A 19,660-nucleotide genomic window follows, 5' to 3' on the forward strand; every position below is an offset into this window, starting at 1 on the left:
CTTTAATTTATACCTATTTTGCAAATAAGCAACCTACATAATAAAATGATGATTTACATCTCAACAAAAAATAAAAATATTCGCTACAATATCGCCCTATTTTAATATTCAAAAATGAATGACCACTTTAGTGTAGGATGACTGAAATGACCAACTTTGACCAACTCTGGAAGCCTTTTGCGCTTTCATTTGATGCCCTTAAAACCAAAGAAGGCTTAGAGTCGCTTGACCAACTATTTTTAAATAGTTTATCACCCGAATTAAAAAATCAAATTGAAGCTTGGCGTAAAGCAGAAATAACGTTGAGCGAAATCGAAACTTCAGAATTACAAATCAAGATTGCTGAAGCGCTGAATCAATTTATCTCAAATACGCTACAAATTCAAAAAGATACTGAATTTTATTTTAACCAAGCGAAAGATGAAGCAACTGTATTACAGTTTAAAGATCGTTACATCCAACGTGGTGCAAAACGTTATAAACAAGAGATCGCTGAAACTTTTGATGCCTTGACTGATCGCTTAATGGCGAAAAGCAAAGCAACTGCTGAAACATTTGAATTTGATTTAGCAAAATATGCATTGGTACAAGAAGTTGGCTCTGATGAAGAAAAAGAGATCATCGAATGGGCTGCATTGGCATTAAATACAGAAGAAGGCCAAGCTGTGACAAAAGGCTGGGTTTCTTTCAAATTCCCAGAGCGTGTTGATCCTGCAAACTTAGTGAATAATGAAGAAATTACCTTTAAAGGCATTCCTGTGCTTCAAGGTAATGGCAAAGAGCGCCGCCGTGATGGCTTCCATTTAACAGATAATCGCATGTGCGATCATGATATCGCTGGCGAAGTGGATTACTGTAAATATTGCCATGATCATGAAGGCGATTTCTGCAGTAAAGGCTTCCCTGTTAAAAAAGCTCAGCCTGAATTGGGCTTGAAGAAAGATACATTTGGCAATACACAAACAGGTTGCCCTTTGGATGAAAAAATCTCTGAGATGATTACATTGCGTAAATCTGGTCATGTGATCGGTGCTTTAGCAATGATCATGATCGAGAATCCAATGGTACCTGCAACAGGTCATCGTATCTGTAATGATTGTATGAAGGCTTGTATCTATCAGAAAACTGAGCCAGTTAATATTCCGCAAATCGAAACGAACGTACTAACAAGCGTTTTAGAATTGCCTTGGGGTATTGAAATTTATGATATTTTCACGCGCTGGAATCCATTAAAACAATCTGCTTACCTGCCAACAGATGGCAATAATCGTAAAGTATTGGTATCAGGTTTAGGCCCTGCGGGCTTCACAATGACTCATTATCTATCACAAGCAGGTTGCCATGTTGTGGCTGTGGATGGTTTAAAAATTGAACCATTACCAGAAGCTATCATCAATGGTCCTGTTGAGCACTGGTCATCATTGGAAGAAGATTTAGCGAGCCGTATTTTATATGGCTTCGGTGGCGTTGCTGAATATGGTATTACAGTACGTTGGGATAAAAACTTCCTACGCTTGATCTATTTAGTGTTAGCGCGTCGTAACAATGTACAGATCTTCGGTGGTGTTCGCTTAGGTGGTACATTGATGTTGGAAGATGCTTTTGAATTAGGTTTCGACCACGTTTCAATGGCAGTGGGTGCAGGTTTGCCTCGTGTATTGAACATTGAAAATTCATTGGCTCGCGGTATGCGCCAAGCTTCTGACTTCTTAATGGCAATGCAATTAACAGGTGCTGCAAAGCAAACTTCCCTTTCAACATTGCAAGTGCGTATGCCAGCAGTTGTGATCGGTGGTGGTTTAACAGCTGTGGATTCCGCAACAGAAATGCAAGCTTACTACATCACACAAGTTGAAAAGGTACTGCATCGTGTGGATACTTTGGGTGAAGAAGCTGTTCGTGCTGCAATCTTTACACCAGAAGACCAAGACATTTTGGATGAATTCATTGCTCATGGCCGTGAAGTGAAAGCAGAACGTGAACGTGCAGCTGCCGCTGGTGAAGCACCAAACTTTACGCCTTTATTGCATAAATGGGGCGGTGTTTTATTGGCATATCGCCGTACGATGCAAGAATCGCCTGCTTATACATTGAACCATGAAGAGATCACAAAAGCATTTGAAGAAGGTATTTTCTACGGTGAGTCTTTAGATCCTCAAGGTGTTAATTTAGATAAATACGGTCACATCGAAACCATCACATTCAAAAAGAATGGTGAAGAAGTGATTATCCCTGCACGTACAGTGTTGGTAGCTGCAGGTACTTCACCGAATACAATCTATGCAACAGAACATGGCACAATCAAAGTTGAAGATAAGCACCACTTCCAAGGCTATGATTTATTAGGCAACAAAGTTGAATATGATCGTGAGAAAAATGTGAAAGATGATTTTGCACCATTCACATCATACGAACATAAAGATCATCGCGTTTCATACATTGGTGATACACATCCAACATTCAACGGTAACGTTGTAAAAGCCATCACAAGCGCAAAACGTACAGCGGATCAAGTAATTGAATCCATGAAAGCATTGCCAGCAAACCATTTATCGAATGATGAATTGAGTGCAACAATGACTGAAGGTTTAACAGTGACTGTTCAATCTGTGAATCGTGATAACCCTGCGGTTGCTGAAGTTTGGGTAAAAGCACCTTTTGTTGCGAAAAACTTCAAGCCAGGTCAATTCTTCCGCTTACAAACTTATGAAGTGGATGGACAGATCATTGAAGATACGCGCATGCAGATTCCACTGTTCACAGCATCGGGTACAGGTTCTAAAGATGGTGCAATTCGCTTAATGGTATTCCAATGGGGCGTTGCACCACGTTTGATCTCTCGTTTGAAACCTGGAGATCGTTTAGTATTGGCAGGCCCAACAGGCGCACCAACGGATATTCCAACGAATCAAAATATCTTAATCATGGCAGGTCGTTGGGGCACAGCAATCATGCTAGATTTAGCACCAGTATTACGTGAAGCTGGTAATAAGATCACTTATGTTGCAACGCTTGCCCAAGCTTCTGAAATGGACAAAATGGATGAGTTGGAAGCAAGTACAGATCAGATCATTTGGTGCGTACAAAAAGGCGATAAATTAGAAGCTCGTCGCCCACAGGATTCATCAGTTGTTGCAACAGATATGATCGAATTACTTGAAAATCTAAACGATGATGGCGTTGTGGATTTATCATCCATCGATCGTATGTTAGCGTTAGGTTCTACGGGTTTATTGAAAGGCTTACAGAAAGAATTGTCACCAGATGGTCGCTTAATTGACATCTTTAAACCCGATGTTCAAGTGATGGGAACGGTTGGTAGCCCAATGCAATGTATGATGAAAGGTGTTTGCGGTCAATGTCTACAATGGCAGATTGATCCTGTGACAAAACAACGTACAAAAGCAGTATTTACTTGTGCAGGTCAAGATCAAAACGTTAAAGAAATCGACTTAGATAACTTAACAGCACGTACAAGCCAAAATAGATTATTAGATGTGATCAACGTTGCTTGGTTCAATAGAATCCTATCAAAAGCTGATCAATAAAATACACTTTGTATTTAGAATTGATGATTGAATATATCTCGCCTTCGGGCAAGATTTTTATTTATATAACAATAAAAAAGGAGCTCAAAGCTCCTCTTTTAATACTTAATTATATACTTAACTTAATCTCTAAAGTTATTGAATGCTAATGGCAAATCTTTAACTTTTTCTCTTAATATCGCCATAGCTTCTTGCAGATCATCGCGCTTTTTACCACTCACACGAACGCTATCACCTTGGATCGCAGCTTGTACTTTCATTTTTTCATCTTTGATCACTTTTACAATTTTTTTGGCTTGATCTGTTTCGATACCAAATTTAATCGCAATGGATTGTTTAACAATCTTTCCTGATTTTTCTGATTTTGCATTCAAATCTAAAAAGCGAATATCCACATTACGACGAGCCATTTTCGAAACCACAACGTTCAAAACTTGTTCAAGCTGAAAATCACTGTCACCATAAAGCACAACGGTTTTATCATTCAATTCACATTTTGCTTCAGTGCCTTTAAAATCAAAGCGCGTTTCAATCTCTTTGATTGATTGATCCATGGCATTGCGAACTTCAACCATATCTGGTTCCATAACAATATCAAATGAAGGCATAATCAATTCCTTTTCTCTAAACATTAAATAGCCATAGATGATATCGCAAAACGCCAATCATTTCTGTAATGTTATGCTCATAGTCATAATTAGCTCATCCATAATCAATCATCTATAAAATTCAAAAGGGAGCCAAAGCTCCCTTTTCTTTATTCTGCGATTAATTCTAAATTATGCTTGTGCTTTTTGATAAGCAACACACATGGCATATATTTCATCTTTCAGTTGTAGCTTTTCCTTCTTCAATGAATCTAATGCGACATAATCCATACGATCTTTACCAGCTTTTGAAATTTTCTGATCCAGTGCGCTGTGCTTAGCAAACAGACTAGCAAAACGACTATTTTCCACTCTCAACTTTGAAATAATATCTCTATATTCGTGAAGCATAGAACCTCCTTTCAATTTGCGAATCGCAACTATTAAGATACAGATATTTAACTGACATTTGCATTTTGATATTTTTATGAGTGATAAAAGTCAAATTTCACCCAATAAAAAAGCCTTAGCACCAATGATTTTGCGCTAAGGCTTAAAATTGTAAAGACTACTTATTGCTTACTTTTTTCAAACATCATCTCAGCAATATTATGAGCATGATCACCAATTCTTTCTAAATTCGATAATAAATCAGTGTAAGTTAAACCAGATTTTGCCGTGCAATCACCATGGTTTAAACGATGAATATGCTGTTTTCTTAAATAGCGTTCCATCTCATCGATTTCATCTTCTAATTCATAAACGCGACGAGCTTTCGATAAATCTCCTTTATCTAATGCTTCAATCGACAGCGCCACCGAACGAATCGTTAATTCAAACATTTCATAAACTTCATTTCTTGCAAGTTCACTCAGTTCAATGTTGCGTTCATTCATGAAATTGATTTGCTCGATGATATTCTCTGAGTGATCGCCAATGCGCTCAATATCACAAACCAAGTTCAACATTGCTTGAAGCTCATTAGAATCTCTTGGTGTAATTGAATGTGGGAAAATCTTCACTAAATATTTAGTGATCTCTTCATCCAAAACATTAATATTTTTTTCTAAAATTTCAGATAACTTTGCATCTTCAGGATTATTTGTTTTCAAATAAGACAAAGCTGATTTCAAGCTATCCAAGCCCATATTGCCCATGTGAATCACTTCTTTTTTCGCTTGGCCAATCGCAATCGCTGGAGATTTCTCGATTAAGGTTTCATCCAAATACAGTGCAATTTTATCAGATTTCTTTTCACGCTCAGGCAATAACTTAGTGACTAAATATGCCCATAAACCAATGAATGGTAACTGAATTAATGTATTGGCTACGTTAAATGTTCCGTGTGCAAATGCGATCTGCATTTTTGGTTCTAAATGCAACATGCCTGTAATCCAGATCATGAAATGCGTGAATGGACCTAACAGAATTAGGAAAATGATTGTACCCACAACGTTGAATAATACATGCACTGCCGCCGCACGCTTTGCTACGATGCTTGCACCAATCGCCGCCAATACTGCTGTAATTGTTGTTCCGATATTATCACCGAATAATACTGGCAATGCTGCTTCTAAAGAGATTAAATTTTCAGCATACAAGCCTTGTAAAATACCAATCGTTGCGCTCGATGATTGAACGATCAATGTAAATACTGTACCCACGATTACGCTTAAAATCGGGCTATGGCTCATTTCTACGATCAATGATGTGAATACTGGCAAATGGCGAAGTGGTGCTAAGCCGCTGCTCATTAAATCTAAACCAATAAATAAACCACCAAAGCCGAATAGGATCTGACCAATATTCTGCACTTTCGCAGATTTAAAGAAGAACAACATCACTGAACCCAACAATAAGATTGGGTAAGCATATTCTCCAATATCAATACCGATGATGAATGCTGTCACTGTTGTACCAATGTTTGCACCCATGATTACGCCGATAGCTTGGCGCAATGTCATCAAGCCTGCACTCACTAAGCCTACTGTAATTACAGTTGTACCAGAGCTTGATTGAATTAAAACTGTAACAAAAATACCCGCCAAAATTCCCATGAATGGATTGGTGGTAAAGCGGTCTAAAATAGTGCGTAAACGGTTACCTGCGGATTTCTGTAATCCATCCCCCATAAACTTGATAGAGAAAAGAAATAAACCCAAACCGCCTAAAAAATGGAAAAGTATCTGTTGCCAATCCATGCATTACCCCGAAAATGAGTACAAAAGATAAAATAAAAGGCGCTATTCTAATCTATTATTTACTAGAATACGCCATTATCCTTCATTTGATCATTTAATGATCTGTTACTGATCAAGAATATAAAAAATAGTTTTGTGCTATATATCCACTGTCAGCGCTATAGAACTCGGATCAACTTCTGACAGAATATTGCCATCCATATCTACAATGACATTAAGCTTATGATTAGCCTGAAAAAACACCTGATTATTCACTTGATGCGCTTGCCTTAAAGATAACCAATCTTTTTTATGAGACCAAATAATGCTGCCATCTTTGCGACTCAATTTCTGCAATGTATATGTTTCATTATCCGCAATGGTTAGCTTCAAAGCGAGCATAATGCTCTCTTCATCCTGTGCAATGACTTCTGAATAAGCAGTATATTGGCGCTTTGGCGTAAAATCACGATATGATGTAATACGCGCTTGCTTTTGTGGATAAGGCAATAATAGAACTTTTCGATATGGGGACCGATCAGTGAATACGCCAGAACCACCATGATCTTTTGTCCATTGAAATTTAAAATATCCAGCAGGGTAATATTTGTCATGCTTTTGCTGATACTCAATCAACTGAATGATTTCATCAGAAAACTCATAACTTGCTTGGGAAAATTTATAACGTGTCACTGTTGTTGGATTTGGCAATTTTAAGTTAAATACTTCATGAGCTTTATCTTTCAGATAAACTTTTTGAATGTCAGAAAACAAAATATAAGATTGACCAAGATTATTCACAATCTCTAAAGCTTTATAGAAATTCTGATAATCAATCGAAGCAATACCACTTGTAAATTCAGGATGATCAATAAAATAATCAGCATCTACGCTCACAAATATTTGATTCACTTTATCAAAGACATACAAAAAATATTTATTCACGATCAATAACGCACCATGCTTTAAACTTGGTACCAATTGCACATCATAATCTGAATGCATGCCAGCGCCTTTAGTCGCAAAATTTACATCCATTGCTGTACGTTTAAGTTCCTTGCCTGTAATTGGATCAAACAATATTGTATAGAGCATGTACTCATTATTATTCTTGTACAACGCAACAACTGTTTCTACGCTATGTTCATCATCCACTGCAATCAAAAGATTCTGGGTGAAATAAGGTTGAATCTCGCGTGTTGTTTCAACTTTTGGCTCTATTTGTTTTGGCTCTGCCACCACAACATTGTTATAAGTTGGTTTAGGTGCTTGAAACAAAAATACTTGAGTTACTTGATACACAATAAAAAGTGCAATCAAACCCAATAGTACTTTAATAATCTTCTTGCCGATATCCGCATTATGATTGATAGAATTTCCATCAAGCTTATGATTATGGTTGATCGTAATATCATTACTATCCAAGAAAAAATTTGTCTGACAGTTATTACATAAGTAATAATCTTCTTTGATCATTGTAATTTTGTAACTTTCACACTGCGGACATGCTATTTTCTTGATTGTTTTTGCCATAATAAATATCTTTGGATAATCTGAGAACTAAATCGCATGCATTATAACTGTTTCCATCAGCAATGATATACTCTACATATTGCTTAATATATCTTCGATGTCATAACATTCAGGATGCCTTTGAATCACTGCAATCAGCTCATATATACTTGAAAAAACAGGCGATAAATCCATTTCATCATGATTCAACAAAGCCACTTGATATTGGTGCTTCCCAGCATGATAAACACAAATATAATTTGAATTATTATCCATCATAATGGGTAAAAGCTCAGAAAAATCATCAGGATATTCAGAGAAAAATGACATCATACTTTCAAACTCTTCTTGTTCTAATATCACGAAACCATCTCGACTGATAAAATTACCCAAGGCATCCACATCTCTACTTGGAAATTGATAGGTATTTAATAGATTTGTTATAAAACTCATAGCATTTTGCACCCAAATAATATTGATTATCTGTATTATATAAATAATCAGAAAAACTTAGGAATATTCTCTATGATTGCTTTTTTAACCAATGCTGCCATCCATAAAAATAAAATTTAGTGAATTATGAGCTTTCAATTAAACCCCAACCTTAAAAAATCATTACTGAAATTCATTTATGCATCTACTATTGTTGCATCATTGATCTTGGTCGCGGATATCACTCTGTTTGATATTCCTAATATTAATAGTGATCCTTTTACGCGTGGCAATCAGCTTCAATTTTGGATCTGTTTATACTTTTTATTTGATTTTGTTTTGCTATTTCTTTTAGCTGATAACAAATCCAGCTACCTGAAACGCTATGGCATTCTAGTTTTAATCTCCATTCCTTATATTAATATCTTTGAATATTATGATCTCAGTATTTCCCACCAGATTTTTTATCTCTTAAAATTCTTGCCCATTTTACGTGGCACAATCGGTTTATTCCTATTGGCAAAGCTACTCATCAGCAATAAAATCACAGGCTTATTTGTTTCCTATTTAGCGTTATTCTTCTCCATTGCCTACTTACAAACACTGATCTTCTTTGTGTTTGAAAATGGCATTAATCCTGATGTTAAAACTTATAGCGATGTGCTTTGGTGGGCTTCCATGACGGCCACAACATTAGGCTCGAACATTATCCCCATCACAACAGCTGGTAAAGTAAGCACTGCGATCTTAGCCATTACAGGCATTACCATCTTCCCTATTTTTACGGTTTATGTCACAAGTTTGGTGCAAAACCTCAACAGTAAACATAAAGTCACTGAATAGAAAATCAGCAAGCTACATTTGTATACCTTGAAATTCTAAAATTCGTCCACATTTTAATTGGACGTAACTGAAACAATGAACAAGGAGTTCAAATGGAACAATATCGTGGTACCACGATCTGTGCTGTGAGACGTGGCAATGAAGTTGTCATCGGCGGCGATGGTCAAGTTTCTCTTGGCAATACTGTGATGAAAGGTAATGCGCGTAAAGTTCGCCGTTTATACAATGGTAAAGTCATCGCTGGCTTTGCAGGCGGCACAGCAGATGCATTCACACTGTTTGAACGTTTCGAGGCTAAATTAGAACAGCACAATGGTCAATTGACACGTGCAGCTGTTGAATTGGCAAAAGATTGGCGTACTGATCGTCAATTGCGCCGTTTAGAAGCATTATTGATCGTTGCTGATCCTACAGCAATTCTTGTAATTTCAGGTAACGGTGATGTCATCGAACCTGAACATGACATGGCAACCATCGGTTCTGGTGGTGCATTTGCACAAAGTGCGGCCCTTGCCCTTATCTACAATACTGAATTAGATGCAGAATCCATCGTGCGTAAAAGTTTAAACATCGCAGCAGACATCTGTATTTACACAAATCACAATCAAACGATTGAAAAGTTAACGTTTTAGGAATTTATCATGAGTGAAATGACACCTAGAGAAATTGTCCAAGAATTGGATCGCTATATTGTTGGACAAAATGATGCAAAACGCGCTGTAGCGATTGCTTTACGTAATCGTTGGAGACGTCAGCAAGTGACAGGTGATTTACGCAAAGAAATCACACCTAAAAATATTCTAATGATTGGGCCAACAGGCGTTGGTAAAACTGAAATCGCACGCCGTTTAGCAAGCTTAGCTAATGCGCCTTTCATTAAAGTAGAAGCAACAAAATTCACAGAAGTGGGTTATGTTGGTCGTGAAGTGGATTCAATCATCCGTGATTTAGTGGAAGCTGCCATTAAAAAAGCACGTGAAGATGCGATTAAATTATCTCATCCAAAAGCTGAAGAAGCTGCAATCAATCGTATTTTAGATGTATTGATTCCACGCCCTAAATCGGTAGGCTTTGATAATGAGCCTGATGCACCAAGCACAGATAACTCAACAACACGTCAAAAATTCCGTGAAAAATTAATTCGTGGCGAACTCGATGATAAAGAGATTGAAATCGAATTGACGCAAAAGCATGCTTCTAGCATGAACATCATGACACCGCCTGGCATGGAAGAAATGGCAGAGCAATTGCAATCGCTATTCAGCCAAACAGGTAATGAACCAAAGCATAAGCAAAAATTGAAAATCAAAGGTGCCTTGAAATTGGTTCAAGACGAAGAAGCGCGCCGTTTAGTGAATGAAGAAGAAGTGAAAAAAGCTGCAATCGAAGCTGCGGAAAACACTGGCATCGTATTCATTGATGAAATCGATAAAGTTTGTCGCCGTGGCGAAACTTCTGGCACAGATGTTTCTCGTGAAGGTGTTCAGCGTGACTTATTGCCAATCATTGAAGGTAGCACGATCTCTACTAAATATGGTCCTGTAAAAACAGATCATATCTTGTTCATCGCATCTGGTGCTTTCCACTTGGCTCGCCCTTCTGATTTGATTCCTGAATTACAAGGCCGCTTACCAATTCGTGTGGAATTGAGTGCATTAACAGCGAATGATTTTGAGCGCATTTTGAAAGAGCCATCTTCAGCTTTGATCAAGCAATACAAAGCATTGCTACAAACTGAAGAAGTTAACTTAGAATTCACAGATGGCGCAATTGCTGAAATCGCTAAGATTGCTTACAACGTGAACGAGAAAACTGAAAACATCGGTGCTCGCCGTTTACATACAATCTTGGAACATTTGTTAGAAGAGATCTCTTTCACAGCATCTGATAAGAGCGGTGAAAATGTAACGATTGACGAAGCAATGGTTAAAAGCTCATTGGGTGAATTGTCTGACAATGAAGATTTGAGCAGATTTATTCTCTAATTCCCTGCTTTAAATAAACTCAATAAAAAAACCTCGCAATGCGAGGTTTTTTATTAAATCGGCACATAGCCTGTTTGTTCAATAATCTTTTGCCCTTGTTCTGATAAAATCCATTGAAGCAATTTTTCCACATCTGGATTATTATTATCTTCTAATGTCACAGCATAAAATGATGCAGTTAAAGGATATTCGCCAGATTTAATCGTTGCTTTAGAAGGTAATATTCCATCAATACTTAATAATTTAACCTCATTGTTTGCTAGCATTGATTGCACAAAATAGCAAAATGAAAAACCCATTGAATTAGCATAGTTTCTATAATCTGCTGTTTGATTAATAATTCCTCCCATGCCTTGTACAACATCTTCTTTAGGTGGAGAAATAATTGGAATATTTCCCATAAATTTCAGGAATGCACTTTGACTGCCACTTCCCTCATTGCGCTGAAATGCTCGAATAGCTTCATTCTTGCCACCTAATTCCTGCCAGTTTTTAATTTTACCGCTGTAAATATCTCTTATCTGTTCTGTCGTTAAATCATTCACAGGATTATTACTATTCACAAAAAAGACAAATGCATCTTGACCAATCGGAGTAAATTTCATAGTTACATTATTATTTTTCGCATCTTCCAACTGCTCCTTTGAAGGTGAAACTACAAAAATCATATCTACTTTACGACTAATTAATCGCTGATACGCATAAATTGTATTGTTGTAACTAACTGCGCTCTCATGAAGATTATAATGTCGTTGAGGATATACTGCTTGTGCAAATGCAGCATACACAGGATATAATGCTCTAGCCCCATCTAACTTTGGCAATGGATCAGTTAATTTTAAAGTGCTTGGTTCATCTAAATAAACTGATTTTGTATTTTCTGTAAATGGCACATAATCATATATCTCAAGGCTTTTCTCGCTTACTCTCGCAAAACTATTATCATACATTCTATAGAAGTCTTCGACCATCACAGGTGTTGCTAATATCCCGACAAATCCACACCACAAATAGATTTTGATTTTTCGTGAATATCGCTTCATAAACAAAGATACAATCACTAATGGAATGCCTAATATCGTCAATCCAAAACCTGCATATACTTTAATCTGGCTCCCAGAAAAACTACCGATAATTAATACTAGAAATGATGCAAATAAGAAAGCTGCGACCAATATTAATAAAACAAAAATTTTCCATGCTATATGAGTACTGCCGTTATCAATTCTTAGCTCATTCTGTTTGTTATCTTCTTTATCAGTTTCCATAAAAAAACCTCATAATTTTTGCTATAGCAGAATCTTATGAGGTTTAGGAATTTTAATCCAATTATAAATTTATTAGAAATTCTCTGAATTTTCCAATTGCTTAACTTTAGTATCCAATTGATCTTGGATCTCTTCCACTAATTCCTTGTCGTTTTCTTCTTCAGCGGCTTCTAATTTCGCTTCATCCACCAAACATTCAGGATTATAGATAGAGATCACTTCTTGACCATCTTTATCTTCAGTCACAATGTACTTCATGCCACTGTAGTTCATTTTGTGGCACATTCTTTGATACCAGCCAGCAAAACCTTCAGTTGGTTCATTAGGATTATGATAATAAGCATTCATCACACCTGGTAAACCTAAACCGCACACTAAACCTGACAACAACACACATGTAAATGTATAACCAATCAAAATACTGCTGTAGTTAGATAATTGTGGAACATTTGCAACGGCCAAAACCAATGCCAATGAAATACCACCACGAACACCGCCCCAAGATAAGATTGCTAAGCTACCGTGATAGCTTTTTCTTCTCACTGATCTAAATGGTACGAATGCTAAGAAGTTACCTGCAAAACGTGATAAATGAAGGATGATAAATGCAACGACACCGCCCAATAACAAATCGCTATTGAAATCGATGATGAATAATTCCATACCAATCAATGTGAATAAGAACGAATTAATGATGCCTTCAACTGTATGCCAGAAATGGTTGATTTCGTTTATTTCTTGTTCTTTTAAAATATCCTGCCAGCGATTACCCACAATCAAACCGCCCACAACACAAGCGATTGGACCAGAAGCATGCGCATACAATGCCACTAAGTAAGAACCTGTTGCTAAGAATGCTGTTGATAGAATCAATGATTCCATTTCATGTTTGCCATCTAACAATCTCAATACGAACAGACCAAATACAACACCGATGATCACAGCAACGAATACTTCATAAGCTAAATCGGCAAAGAAAGCTTCAACTGTGAATTCTCCACCTTTAACGATTGCTAAAATACTCATGAACAATGCGATACACACAGCATCGTTGAACAATGATTCACCTTCTAATTTAACCATCAAATGATGTGGTGCCTTCACTGAACTTAAAACACCTTTAATGCCGATAGGGTCTGTCGCACCCAATGCTGCACCCAATAGTAATAATACTAACCAGCTAACAGGATCACCCACTAAAATTTGGAAGCCATACAATGTGAAACCAAAGAACATTGCACATAAAACCAAAGCGATACTTGCTAAAATTGCGATTGGCTTAAAGTATGTTCTTAAATCTGAGAGGCGGAATTTCAATGCTGATGATGTCAAAATGAAACAGATCACACCATTGATTAAGAAATCGTAAAAATCAATGCTACGAACCGCAGATTCGATCTCTACAATATTAATTTTAACATAAGCATTATTACCAAATAAGCTCACTGCCCATTGTAATAAGAAAACGAAAATTGCAGAAACAATTGGCACACCAATTGCAGCAGGTAACTTTAATATGCGCTTATTAAAGAGTGCTGTAGCGATGGACAGTAGAAAAACTACCGTGAAAATCTGTAAAAAATAGAAACTTCCCATATTATTATAAATTGCCTATAGTTTTGAAATGAAACAATTATAATCGCTGAGCGCTCATCTGCATAAATAATTTTTCAAAAATTGGCACTTTTTCAAGATTTAATTGCGTGACACAAAAACTGCTCAATAAAATTGAGCAGTTCATCATTTTCTTATTGGGAATATCAGGTTAAATATTACAAGATTCAGCAACTTCTATGCGCTTTTGTAATCTCTGCACAAATAACGCTGTGAGCAATACAAATACACTGGATAATAACGCAACCATAAAGCCTGAATGTACGCTGTATTCATCGATCACAAAGCCTGCCATTGCAGCACCTAATGCAACGCCAATACCTAAACCTGATAATAACCAAGTTAAACCTTCGGTTAACTGTTCATCTGGCACATTTTCTTCAATCAAACTCATCGCTGTAATCATCGTTGGTGAGAAGAAAAATCCTGCCACAAATACAGTGATGGATAATGATGTAATGTTCCATACAATCAATAAAGGAATACTAGATAACATCGTGGCAATCGAAGCCATCATCAAACGCTTTGCCAATGATGTTTTAAATTGCATCATGCCAAAGATTAAACCTGCAGCACATGAGCTCACTGCATAAAATGATAAAACTAAACTCGCAGTTGCTGGCATATCTTGGGCCTTAGCAAAGGCAACGCTTGCCACATCAATTGTACCGACAATGATGCCCAAGAAAATCATCAATAATGTTAACGCTTTAACCATCGTTAAACGGAAAACCGAAGCATTGTAAATCTCTACATCACTCACAGCTGGCTCTGTCTTTTTCTGTACTACGAATGCTGTTACGCCCAAGGTTAAAAATAACATCGCCAATAATGGGCCTGCTTGCGGAAATAATCCCACACACAATCCTACTGATAATGGTGGTCCAACAATGAAGCACAATTCATCTAATACACTTTCTAATGCATAAGCCGTTTGTAGTTCTGGTTTACCACGGTAAATTTCTGTCCAACGTGCACGAACCATTGCAGACATATTTGGCGTAAATCCACCCAATACGGCGAAAACAAACAACAACCATGATGGTAATTGCCAATGTGCCACAGCTAATAAACTCAAAATGCTCAATAAAGCAATCATTGCGGCATAAGGTAAAACCTTGCTCTGCCCATAGCGATCCACTAAACGTGAAATGCGTGGCGCAATGATGGCACAGCTCAATGTAAATACAGCAGCAACACCGCCTGCTAATGTATAGCTTGCGTTCATTTCAGATAGCATTGTGATGATGCCGATCGCCGTCATCGAAACAGGTAATCTTGCTAATAATCCCGCCAATACAAATCCCTTGGCGCCTGGGGTTCTCAATAAAGTGGCATACGAAGCCATAAGTGAATCCTCAATAATGTTTTATTCACATACATCACGTATGTGATTTGCGAATTGTATTTGCATACGCGATGTATGTCAATTACAATGTTGAAAATTTTTTAGATGGATCAGGAATGAAAAAAGCCACCAATAAACGCGCACAGATGATGGAAGAAACACAGCTAAAATTGCTATCTGCTGCTCGAATTGCATTTGCAGAACAAGGTTATGCAAATACATCAATGGATGAATTTACAGCTTCTGTAGGCTTAACACGTGGTGCTTTGTATCATCATTTTGGTAGCAAAAAAGGCTTATTTGCGGAAGTTGTAAAACAGATTGATGCGGAAATTGATGTAGAATTACTACAAATTTCTGATGAAGCTGAAAACCCTTGGCAAGGCTTATATAATCGTGGGAAAGCTTATTTAGAAATGGTGCTGGATCATGAAATTCAGCAGATATTATTGATCGATGCAAAATCCGTTTTGGGCAGTGAATTAACCCATATCCAGATGCAATGCATTGAATCTGTTGAGCAACTATTATGTAAAGGCATGGCCGAAGGTTACATTCAAAAAACCAATGCCAATGCGCTCGCAGTATTCATTAATGGTGCTTTAACGGAAGCTGCTTTTTGGATCGCCAATGATGAAAAGCCCCAAGCGCGATTGCCTGAGGCGATTAATTGTTGGACAACTTTGATGAATGGCTTACAAGTTAAAAGCTAACTTCGTGATCTAAAACTCAAAAGGAATCATGGATTCAATGATGGATTTAAACTCTTCTTTGCTGAGATAACCCTGATATTCATCGACAATTGTACGTTTTGGTAACACATGAACATCTTCAAATGTTTGGATCTCGCGCACTAAAATATCTTTAAGCTTTTCAAATTGCTCTTCTGATAAATAAGGCTGATGCGCCAATAAGGATTGATGCAAAGCTTCTTTAATGGAGAATTTTTCATCTTCTAAATCAAAGAAGCTTAAATCCGTTAAGGCTTCTAGAAAATGTCTGAAAATAAAATCCACAAAGTTTTTTGCTAAATACGTATATTCATTGTAATCATGCGGGAGATAAATCACGACAGGATCAACGCCATCGTTATCTTCTTTCGGATAAGCTACACAATAATAATCGCCCGCGCCGCTCATTGCAAAAGGAATACATGTGAATTCTTCAGGGGAAAAATCATCATTCACCCATTCAGCCACTTCTGCAATGCTGTTATCTTCAATCAATTCAAATTCATTGCTCAAAAATAACAGCGTCGGATGTTTTAAACGCTCTGCATAATATGTGCCGTACCACATGGAACCATATTTGCCCGTTTCCAATAAACCATCTTGGCATAATCTCAAATACACTTCTGGCAATTGCACGCCATAAATTGCTTCGACCGATTCCAGATGCTGAATATCCATTTTAAAATATAAACCTTATGTCTCTGATTAAATTAATGGCAGAGCATTATACGCCGATTAATATTAAAGTGTATTTTGAATTAATTTTCCCAATAAATCACTTCATTCGCTTCGATTCTTTTCGGTACTGACCATTTAAACAGCATCTTCAATAAGCGATCATTGCTCAATGTACTATCGCGCTTTTGGTTCCTTGAAAGAATCGTTTTTTCATCTGCTTCTAAATAGACAATTTTAACGCTCGTGTTATAAGCATAGAGCAAATTCAAGGCTTTTTCTCGCATCTCTTTCGATAAATGCGTGGCATTCCATACAAATGGTTCTTTTTTACGAAGCCATGCTTTCACTTGATCTTGCACATAATGTGTCACCATTCCTTCATTCTCCCCATGGCGCAGTTTCAAATGCACACGAGCATCATCATACGAAGCCACAGGTAAACCTTTGCAATGTTTTTCCACCCAATGATTTTTCCCGCTTGCTGGCAAGCCTGCCATTAGAATGACTTCACTACCACCTTCATTGAATAATGGGAAATCAGGCTGAACATTCGCACCACGAAAATAATGCACGCGCGTATGATCATCCACAAAATGCTTCGGTTGATGTAATACATCATGCTCTTCACAAAATAGGCGAAACAACTCTATTTCATCGAGCATTTGTACTTTATGTTCATAATCCCTGCCCTGCATATCTGCTTTTGCTAATAGATATAAATGCCACAAGGAAATATCCCAAGATAAACGATTGACCACAAAAATAGGATCTTCTCGCTGATCATCACTCAACAACCAAAATGGCAATTGATGCACTTCGATGAGATTGCAAATCGCCTCTCGGATTGTAAATGGCACTTGTAAGCGCCATAAAATAATCCGAGCATCGAGCATACCACGTTTAGAATGCCCCGGTTGGCGAATGCGCCCAGAATCAGGATCAATCACCGTTGTATCTGGTTTTGCAATATCATGCAAAAGTGCAGCCATGAATAAAATAAACTGCTCTTCTTCCGATTCCTTTTGGAAATTTTCATCATTCAATAATGCATTCACCACTAATTCTGTATGAATCCAAACATTGCCTTCGCCATGAAAATAAGGATCTTGTGGGCAATCTTGCAATGCATATAAATCAGGAATGATTTCTGCAAAATCATCCAAATTAAATGCTATATCAATCACATTTCTCACCAATTGATACAAGTTTTTATAATTGCCTTTTACTGTGAGCAAGGACATAAAACTTCCTCCATAGAAACATTGTGTTGCCAAAACTCTGTGATTTGCGGTGCAAAAATATCTACATTATTTCGCAATTGATTCGGAATAAAATCCTGCAAAGCATGATGTTGTTTGGCATCCATAATCGCTTGCACAAAGTCATGACGAACCCATTTAATGCGATCAATCGTTTCTTTTGCGCTTTCCACTTTAAGATATAAACCTTCCATCAATAATGAGGGATCACATTGCGATTGTGAGCGAGCAAGGTCAAAGCCTTCCCTTTTCACAATACTTTCAAACACAGTTTGGCATTCTGCTGTTTTTGCTAAAGATTGCGTCACATTCTCCAACAAATCCTTTAAAGATTTCGGTGCAAAGCCAGCATATAACACAGGCACAGATAAAACTGGGCCATCTTTTAATAATAGTGCGCGTTCATAAGTGGATAAAAAGCATTGTTGCTTTCGATCCCAAATATCGAACTCGCAGAAATAATGAGGTAAATGATCATAAAAAATTGAGTGCTTTTTATGTAACCATTCCCCAAATAAAATATAACGATCTTCCAATCGATCCAATAGCCACAACTCGTGCGCAACCGCCCATTGTTTAAATAGATTAAACTGGCGCTCTCGCCCGCCACCTGTTAAATAATGCCCGCGGGATTGCAAGCGCAATTCCCCTTGCTTAGAAAAACTAATGGCAGCATTTCCGCCATCGAGCTTTTCTTCCACAACGATCCATTGACCGATTAAGCTTCGATAAGCCACTTGATCATGATCTGTATCGCCATCTTGCAGGCGCGAACTTTCTAAATGTTTTGTGCGTGGGTATTTGATGAAATCTGATTGAAAATCGTCTGAATTATGATTGTGTCTCATATTTATTCTCCAATGATATGGAATAAAAAATGACAACAATTCACCTTCAAACGTAAAATTTGAATGTATCGATAGATATTAGATTTTTTACAATCAATTTGAATAAATTGCTGTCGGTATTATGCGTTGATTAAAGCCACGAGCATTGGTATCACCTTTTTTGTTGGTTCTTCTTGGTGAAGATACGTTGAATAAATAAGAGTGCGCATTATTCACATTTGGGGCTTAGTTGTCAAATTAATACTAATTGGTTAATTCCAGCTCTACTTTTTTAAAGCCGATAATACACGAGGCTTATCGTAAGTTTTAATTCTTATTCTATTATTCTTCGTAATCAAATCTATCGCAAAAATAAAAGTCGCCTTATCTTTACAATTTTGCATCATGATTTCACTAACATACCAAATATTTTCATGTTCTTTTACAGTAATATCAGCTAATAATTCACTGCCTGACTTTCTTCTGTAATTACGAAAAGCAATAATTGCAGCCGTTAAACCAACTGCAAGAGCTGTTAATTGCATCTGCAAAGATATTCTTTTGTCCCAATCGGTAATTTCTAAGATTGGTAATAAATACATTTGAGCAAAAACTGAAATAAAACAATACGCAATAAATGCACCACCAATGATTTGCGTATCTAAATCTCGTTTCTTTTCGTAACACCAAAAGATAAAAGTTGCTATAAACACAAATAAGATTAATACAAAAATAATAGCTTCAAACATTAGGTTTTATTTCATTATATAAAGATGCGAATATCCTATCATAAGACATAAAAAAATCCTTCTAAAGCAACATTTAGAAGGATTTTAATACAATATTAA

Annotated in this window: 17 protein-coding genes; 5 read left to right on the forward strand and 12 right to left on the reverse strand. The window is 37.0% G+C overall.

The features are described from left to right. Window positions 1-146 precede the first annotated feature (146 nt). Window positions 147-3,548, forward strand: a complete 3,402-nt coding sequence (locus BZK16_RS05160) for an FAD-dependent oxidoreductase (protein ID WP_077927834.1) — start codon at window positions 147-149, stop codon at window positions 3,546-3,548. A 122-nt stretch (window positions 3,549-3,670) separates the two neighbouring features. Here BZK16_RS05160 and BZK16_RS05165 read toward each other — a convergent pair whose 3' ends face one another. The 5 genes from BZK16_RS05165 to BZK16_RS05185 form a co-directional block, all read right to left on the reverse strand. Then, window positions 3,671-4,156 (reverse strand): YajQ family cyclic di-GMP-binding protein, encoded by a 486-nt coding sequence (locus BZK16_RS05165; RefSeq protein WP_077927835.1) that lies wholly within the window; start codon window positions 4,154-4,156, stop codon window positions 3,671-3,673. Between the two features lie 171 nt (window positions 4,157-4,327). Continuing rightward, window positions 4,328-4,546: a YdcH family protein gene (locus BZK16_RS05170; protein ID WP_077927836.1), complete on the reverse strand. Its 219-nt coding sequence runs from the start codon at window positions 4,544-4,546 to the stop codon at window positions 4,328-4,330. 161 nt (window positions 4,547-4,707) lie between these two features. Next, the gene (locus tag BZK16_RS05175; protein ID WP_077927837.1) at window positions 4,708-6,336 is read right to left on the reverse strand and encodes a Na/Pi cotransporter family protein; all 1,629 of its coding nucleotides are present in this window, start codon (window positions 6,334-6,336) and stop codon (window positions 4,708-4,710) included. A 138-nt stretch (window positions 6,337-6,474) separates the two neighbouring features. Further along, entirely contained in the window at window positions 6,475-7,848 is a 1,374-nt protein-coding gene (locus tag BZK16_RS05180; RefSeq protein ID WP_077927838.1) for a hypothetical protein, read from the reverse strand. A 72-nt stretch (window positions 7,849-7,920) separates the two neighbouring features. Beyond that, window positions 7,921-8,280 carry an SMI1/KNR4 family protein gene (locus BZK16_RS05185; RefSeq protein ID WP_077927839.1) on the reverse strand — a complete coding sequence of 120 codons (360 nt, stop codon included), beginning with the start codon at window positions 8,278-8,280 and terminating at the stop codon, window positions 7,921-7,923. Window positions 8,281-8,406: 126 nt separating this feature from the next. Between BZK16_RS05185 and BZK16_RS05190 the strand changes: the two genes are divergently transcribed. The 3 genes from BZK16_RS05190 to hslU all read left to right on the forward strand — a co-directional run bounded on the left by BZK16_RS05190 (window position 8,407) and on the right by hslU (window position 11,087). Further along, window positions 8,407-9,102, forward strand: a complete 696-nt coding sequence (locus BZK16_RS05190) for an ion channel (RefSeq protein ID WP_077927840.1) — start codon at window positions 8,407-8,409, stop codon at window positions 9,100-9,102. 92 nt (window positions 9,103-9,194) lie between these two features. Next, entirely contained in the window at window positions 9,195-9,734 is a 540-nt protein-coding gene (gene hslV, locus BZK16_RS05195; protein WP_077927841.1) for an ATP-dependent protease subunit HslV, read from the forward strand. Between the two features lie 9 nt (window positions 9,735-9,743). After that, window positions 9,744-11,087, forward strand: a complete 1,344-nt coding sequence (gene hslU / locus BZK16_RS05200; RefSeq protein WP_077927842.1) for an ATP-dependent protease ATPase subunit HslU — start codon at window positions 9,744-9,746, stop codon at window positions 11,085-11,087. A 53-nt stretch (window positions 11,088-11,140) separates the two neighbouring features. Here the strand turns inward: hslU and BZK16_RS05205 are convergent, their stop codons facing one another. From BZK16_RS05205 to BZK16_RS05215, 3 genes are all read right to left on the reverse strand, one after another. After that, window positions 11,141-12,355, reverse strand: a complete 1,215-nt coding sequence (locus BZK16_RS05205; RefSeq protein WP_077927843.1) for a PstS family phosphate ABC transporter substrate-binding protein — start codon at window positions 12,353-12,355, stop codon at window positions 11,141-11,143. A 72-nt stretch (window positions 12,356-12,427) separates the two neighbouring features. After that, complete coding sequence (locus tag BZK16_RS05210) at window positions 12,428-13,951, reverse strand: cation:proton antiporter (protein ID WP_077927844.1); 1,524 nt, start codon at window positions 13,949-13,951, stop codon at window positions 12,428-12,430. Window positions 13,952-14,120: 169 nt separating this feature from the next. Beyond that, window positions 14,121-15,317, reverse strand: coding sequence for an MFS transporter (locus BZK16_RS05215; RefSeq protein WP_077927845.1), 1,197 nt, complete (start codon window positions 15,315-15,317; stop codon window positions 14,121-14,123). Window positions 15,318-15,433: 116 nt separating this feature from the next. Between BZK16_RS05215 and BZK16_RS05220 the strand changes: the two genes are divergently transcribed. Beyond that, on the forward strand, window positions 15,434-16,030 hold the full coding sequence (locus BZK16_RS05220; RefSeq protein ID WP_077927846.1) for a TetR/AcrR family transcriptional regulator: 597 nt from the start codon (window positions 15,434-15,436) through the stop codon (window positions 16,028-16,030). A 9-nt stretch (window positions 16,031-16,039) separates the two neighbouring features. On the opposite strand, the gene BZK16_RS05225 is transcribed toward BZK16_RS05220, so the two are convergent. From BZK16_RS05225 to BZK16_RS05240, 4 genes are all read right to left on the reverse strand, one after another. After that, window positions 16,040-16,726: an SMI1/KNR4 family protein gene (locus BZK16_RS05225; RefSeq protein ID WP_077927847.1), complete on the reverse strand. Its 687-nt coding sequence runs from the start codon at window positions 16,724-16,726 to the stop codon at window positions 16,040-16,042. Window positions 16,727-16,806: 80 nt separating this feature from the next. Further along, a complete protein-coding gene (locus BZK16_RS05230) occupies window positions 16,807-17,967 on the reverse strand; it encodes an ATP-binding protein (protein WP_077927848.1) in 1,161 nt (386 codons plus the stop codon). Then, entirely contained in the window at window positions 17,949-18,833 is an 885-nt protein-coding gene (locus BZK16_RS05235) for an RNA ligase family protein (RefSeq protein ID WP_077927849.1), read from the reverse strand. Before BZK16_RS05235 ends, BZK16_RS05230 begins: the two co-directional genes overlap by 19 nt. 263 nt (window positions 18,834-19,096) lie before the next feature. Next, a complete protein-coding gene (locus tag BZK16_RS05240; protein ID WP_077927850.1) occupies window positions 19,097-19,561 on the reverse strand; it encodes a hypothetical protein in 465 nt (154 codons plus the stop codon). Window positions 19,562-19,660: the final 99 nt, after the last annotated feature.

Source organism: Wohlfahrtiimonas populi (assembly GCF_002006795.1).
Taxonomy (GTDB): domain Bacteria; phylum Pseudomonadota; class Gammaproteobacteria; order Cardiobacteriales; family Wohlfahrtiimonadaceae; genus Wohlfahrtiimonas; species Wohlfahrtiimonas populi.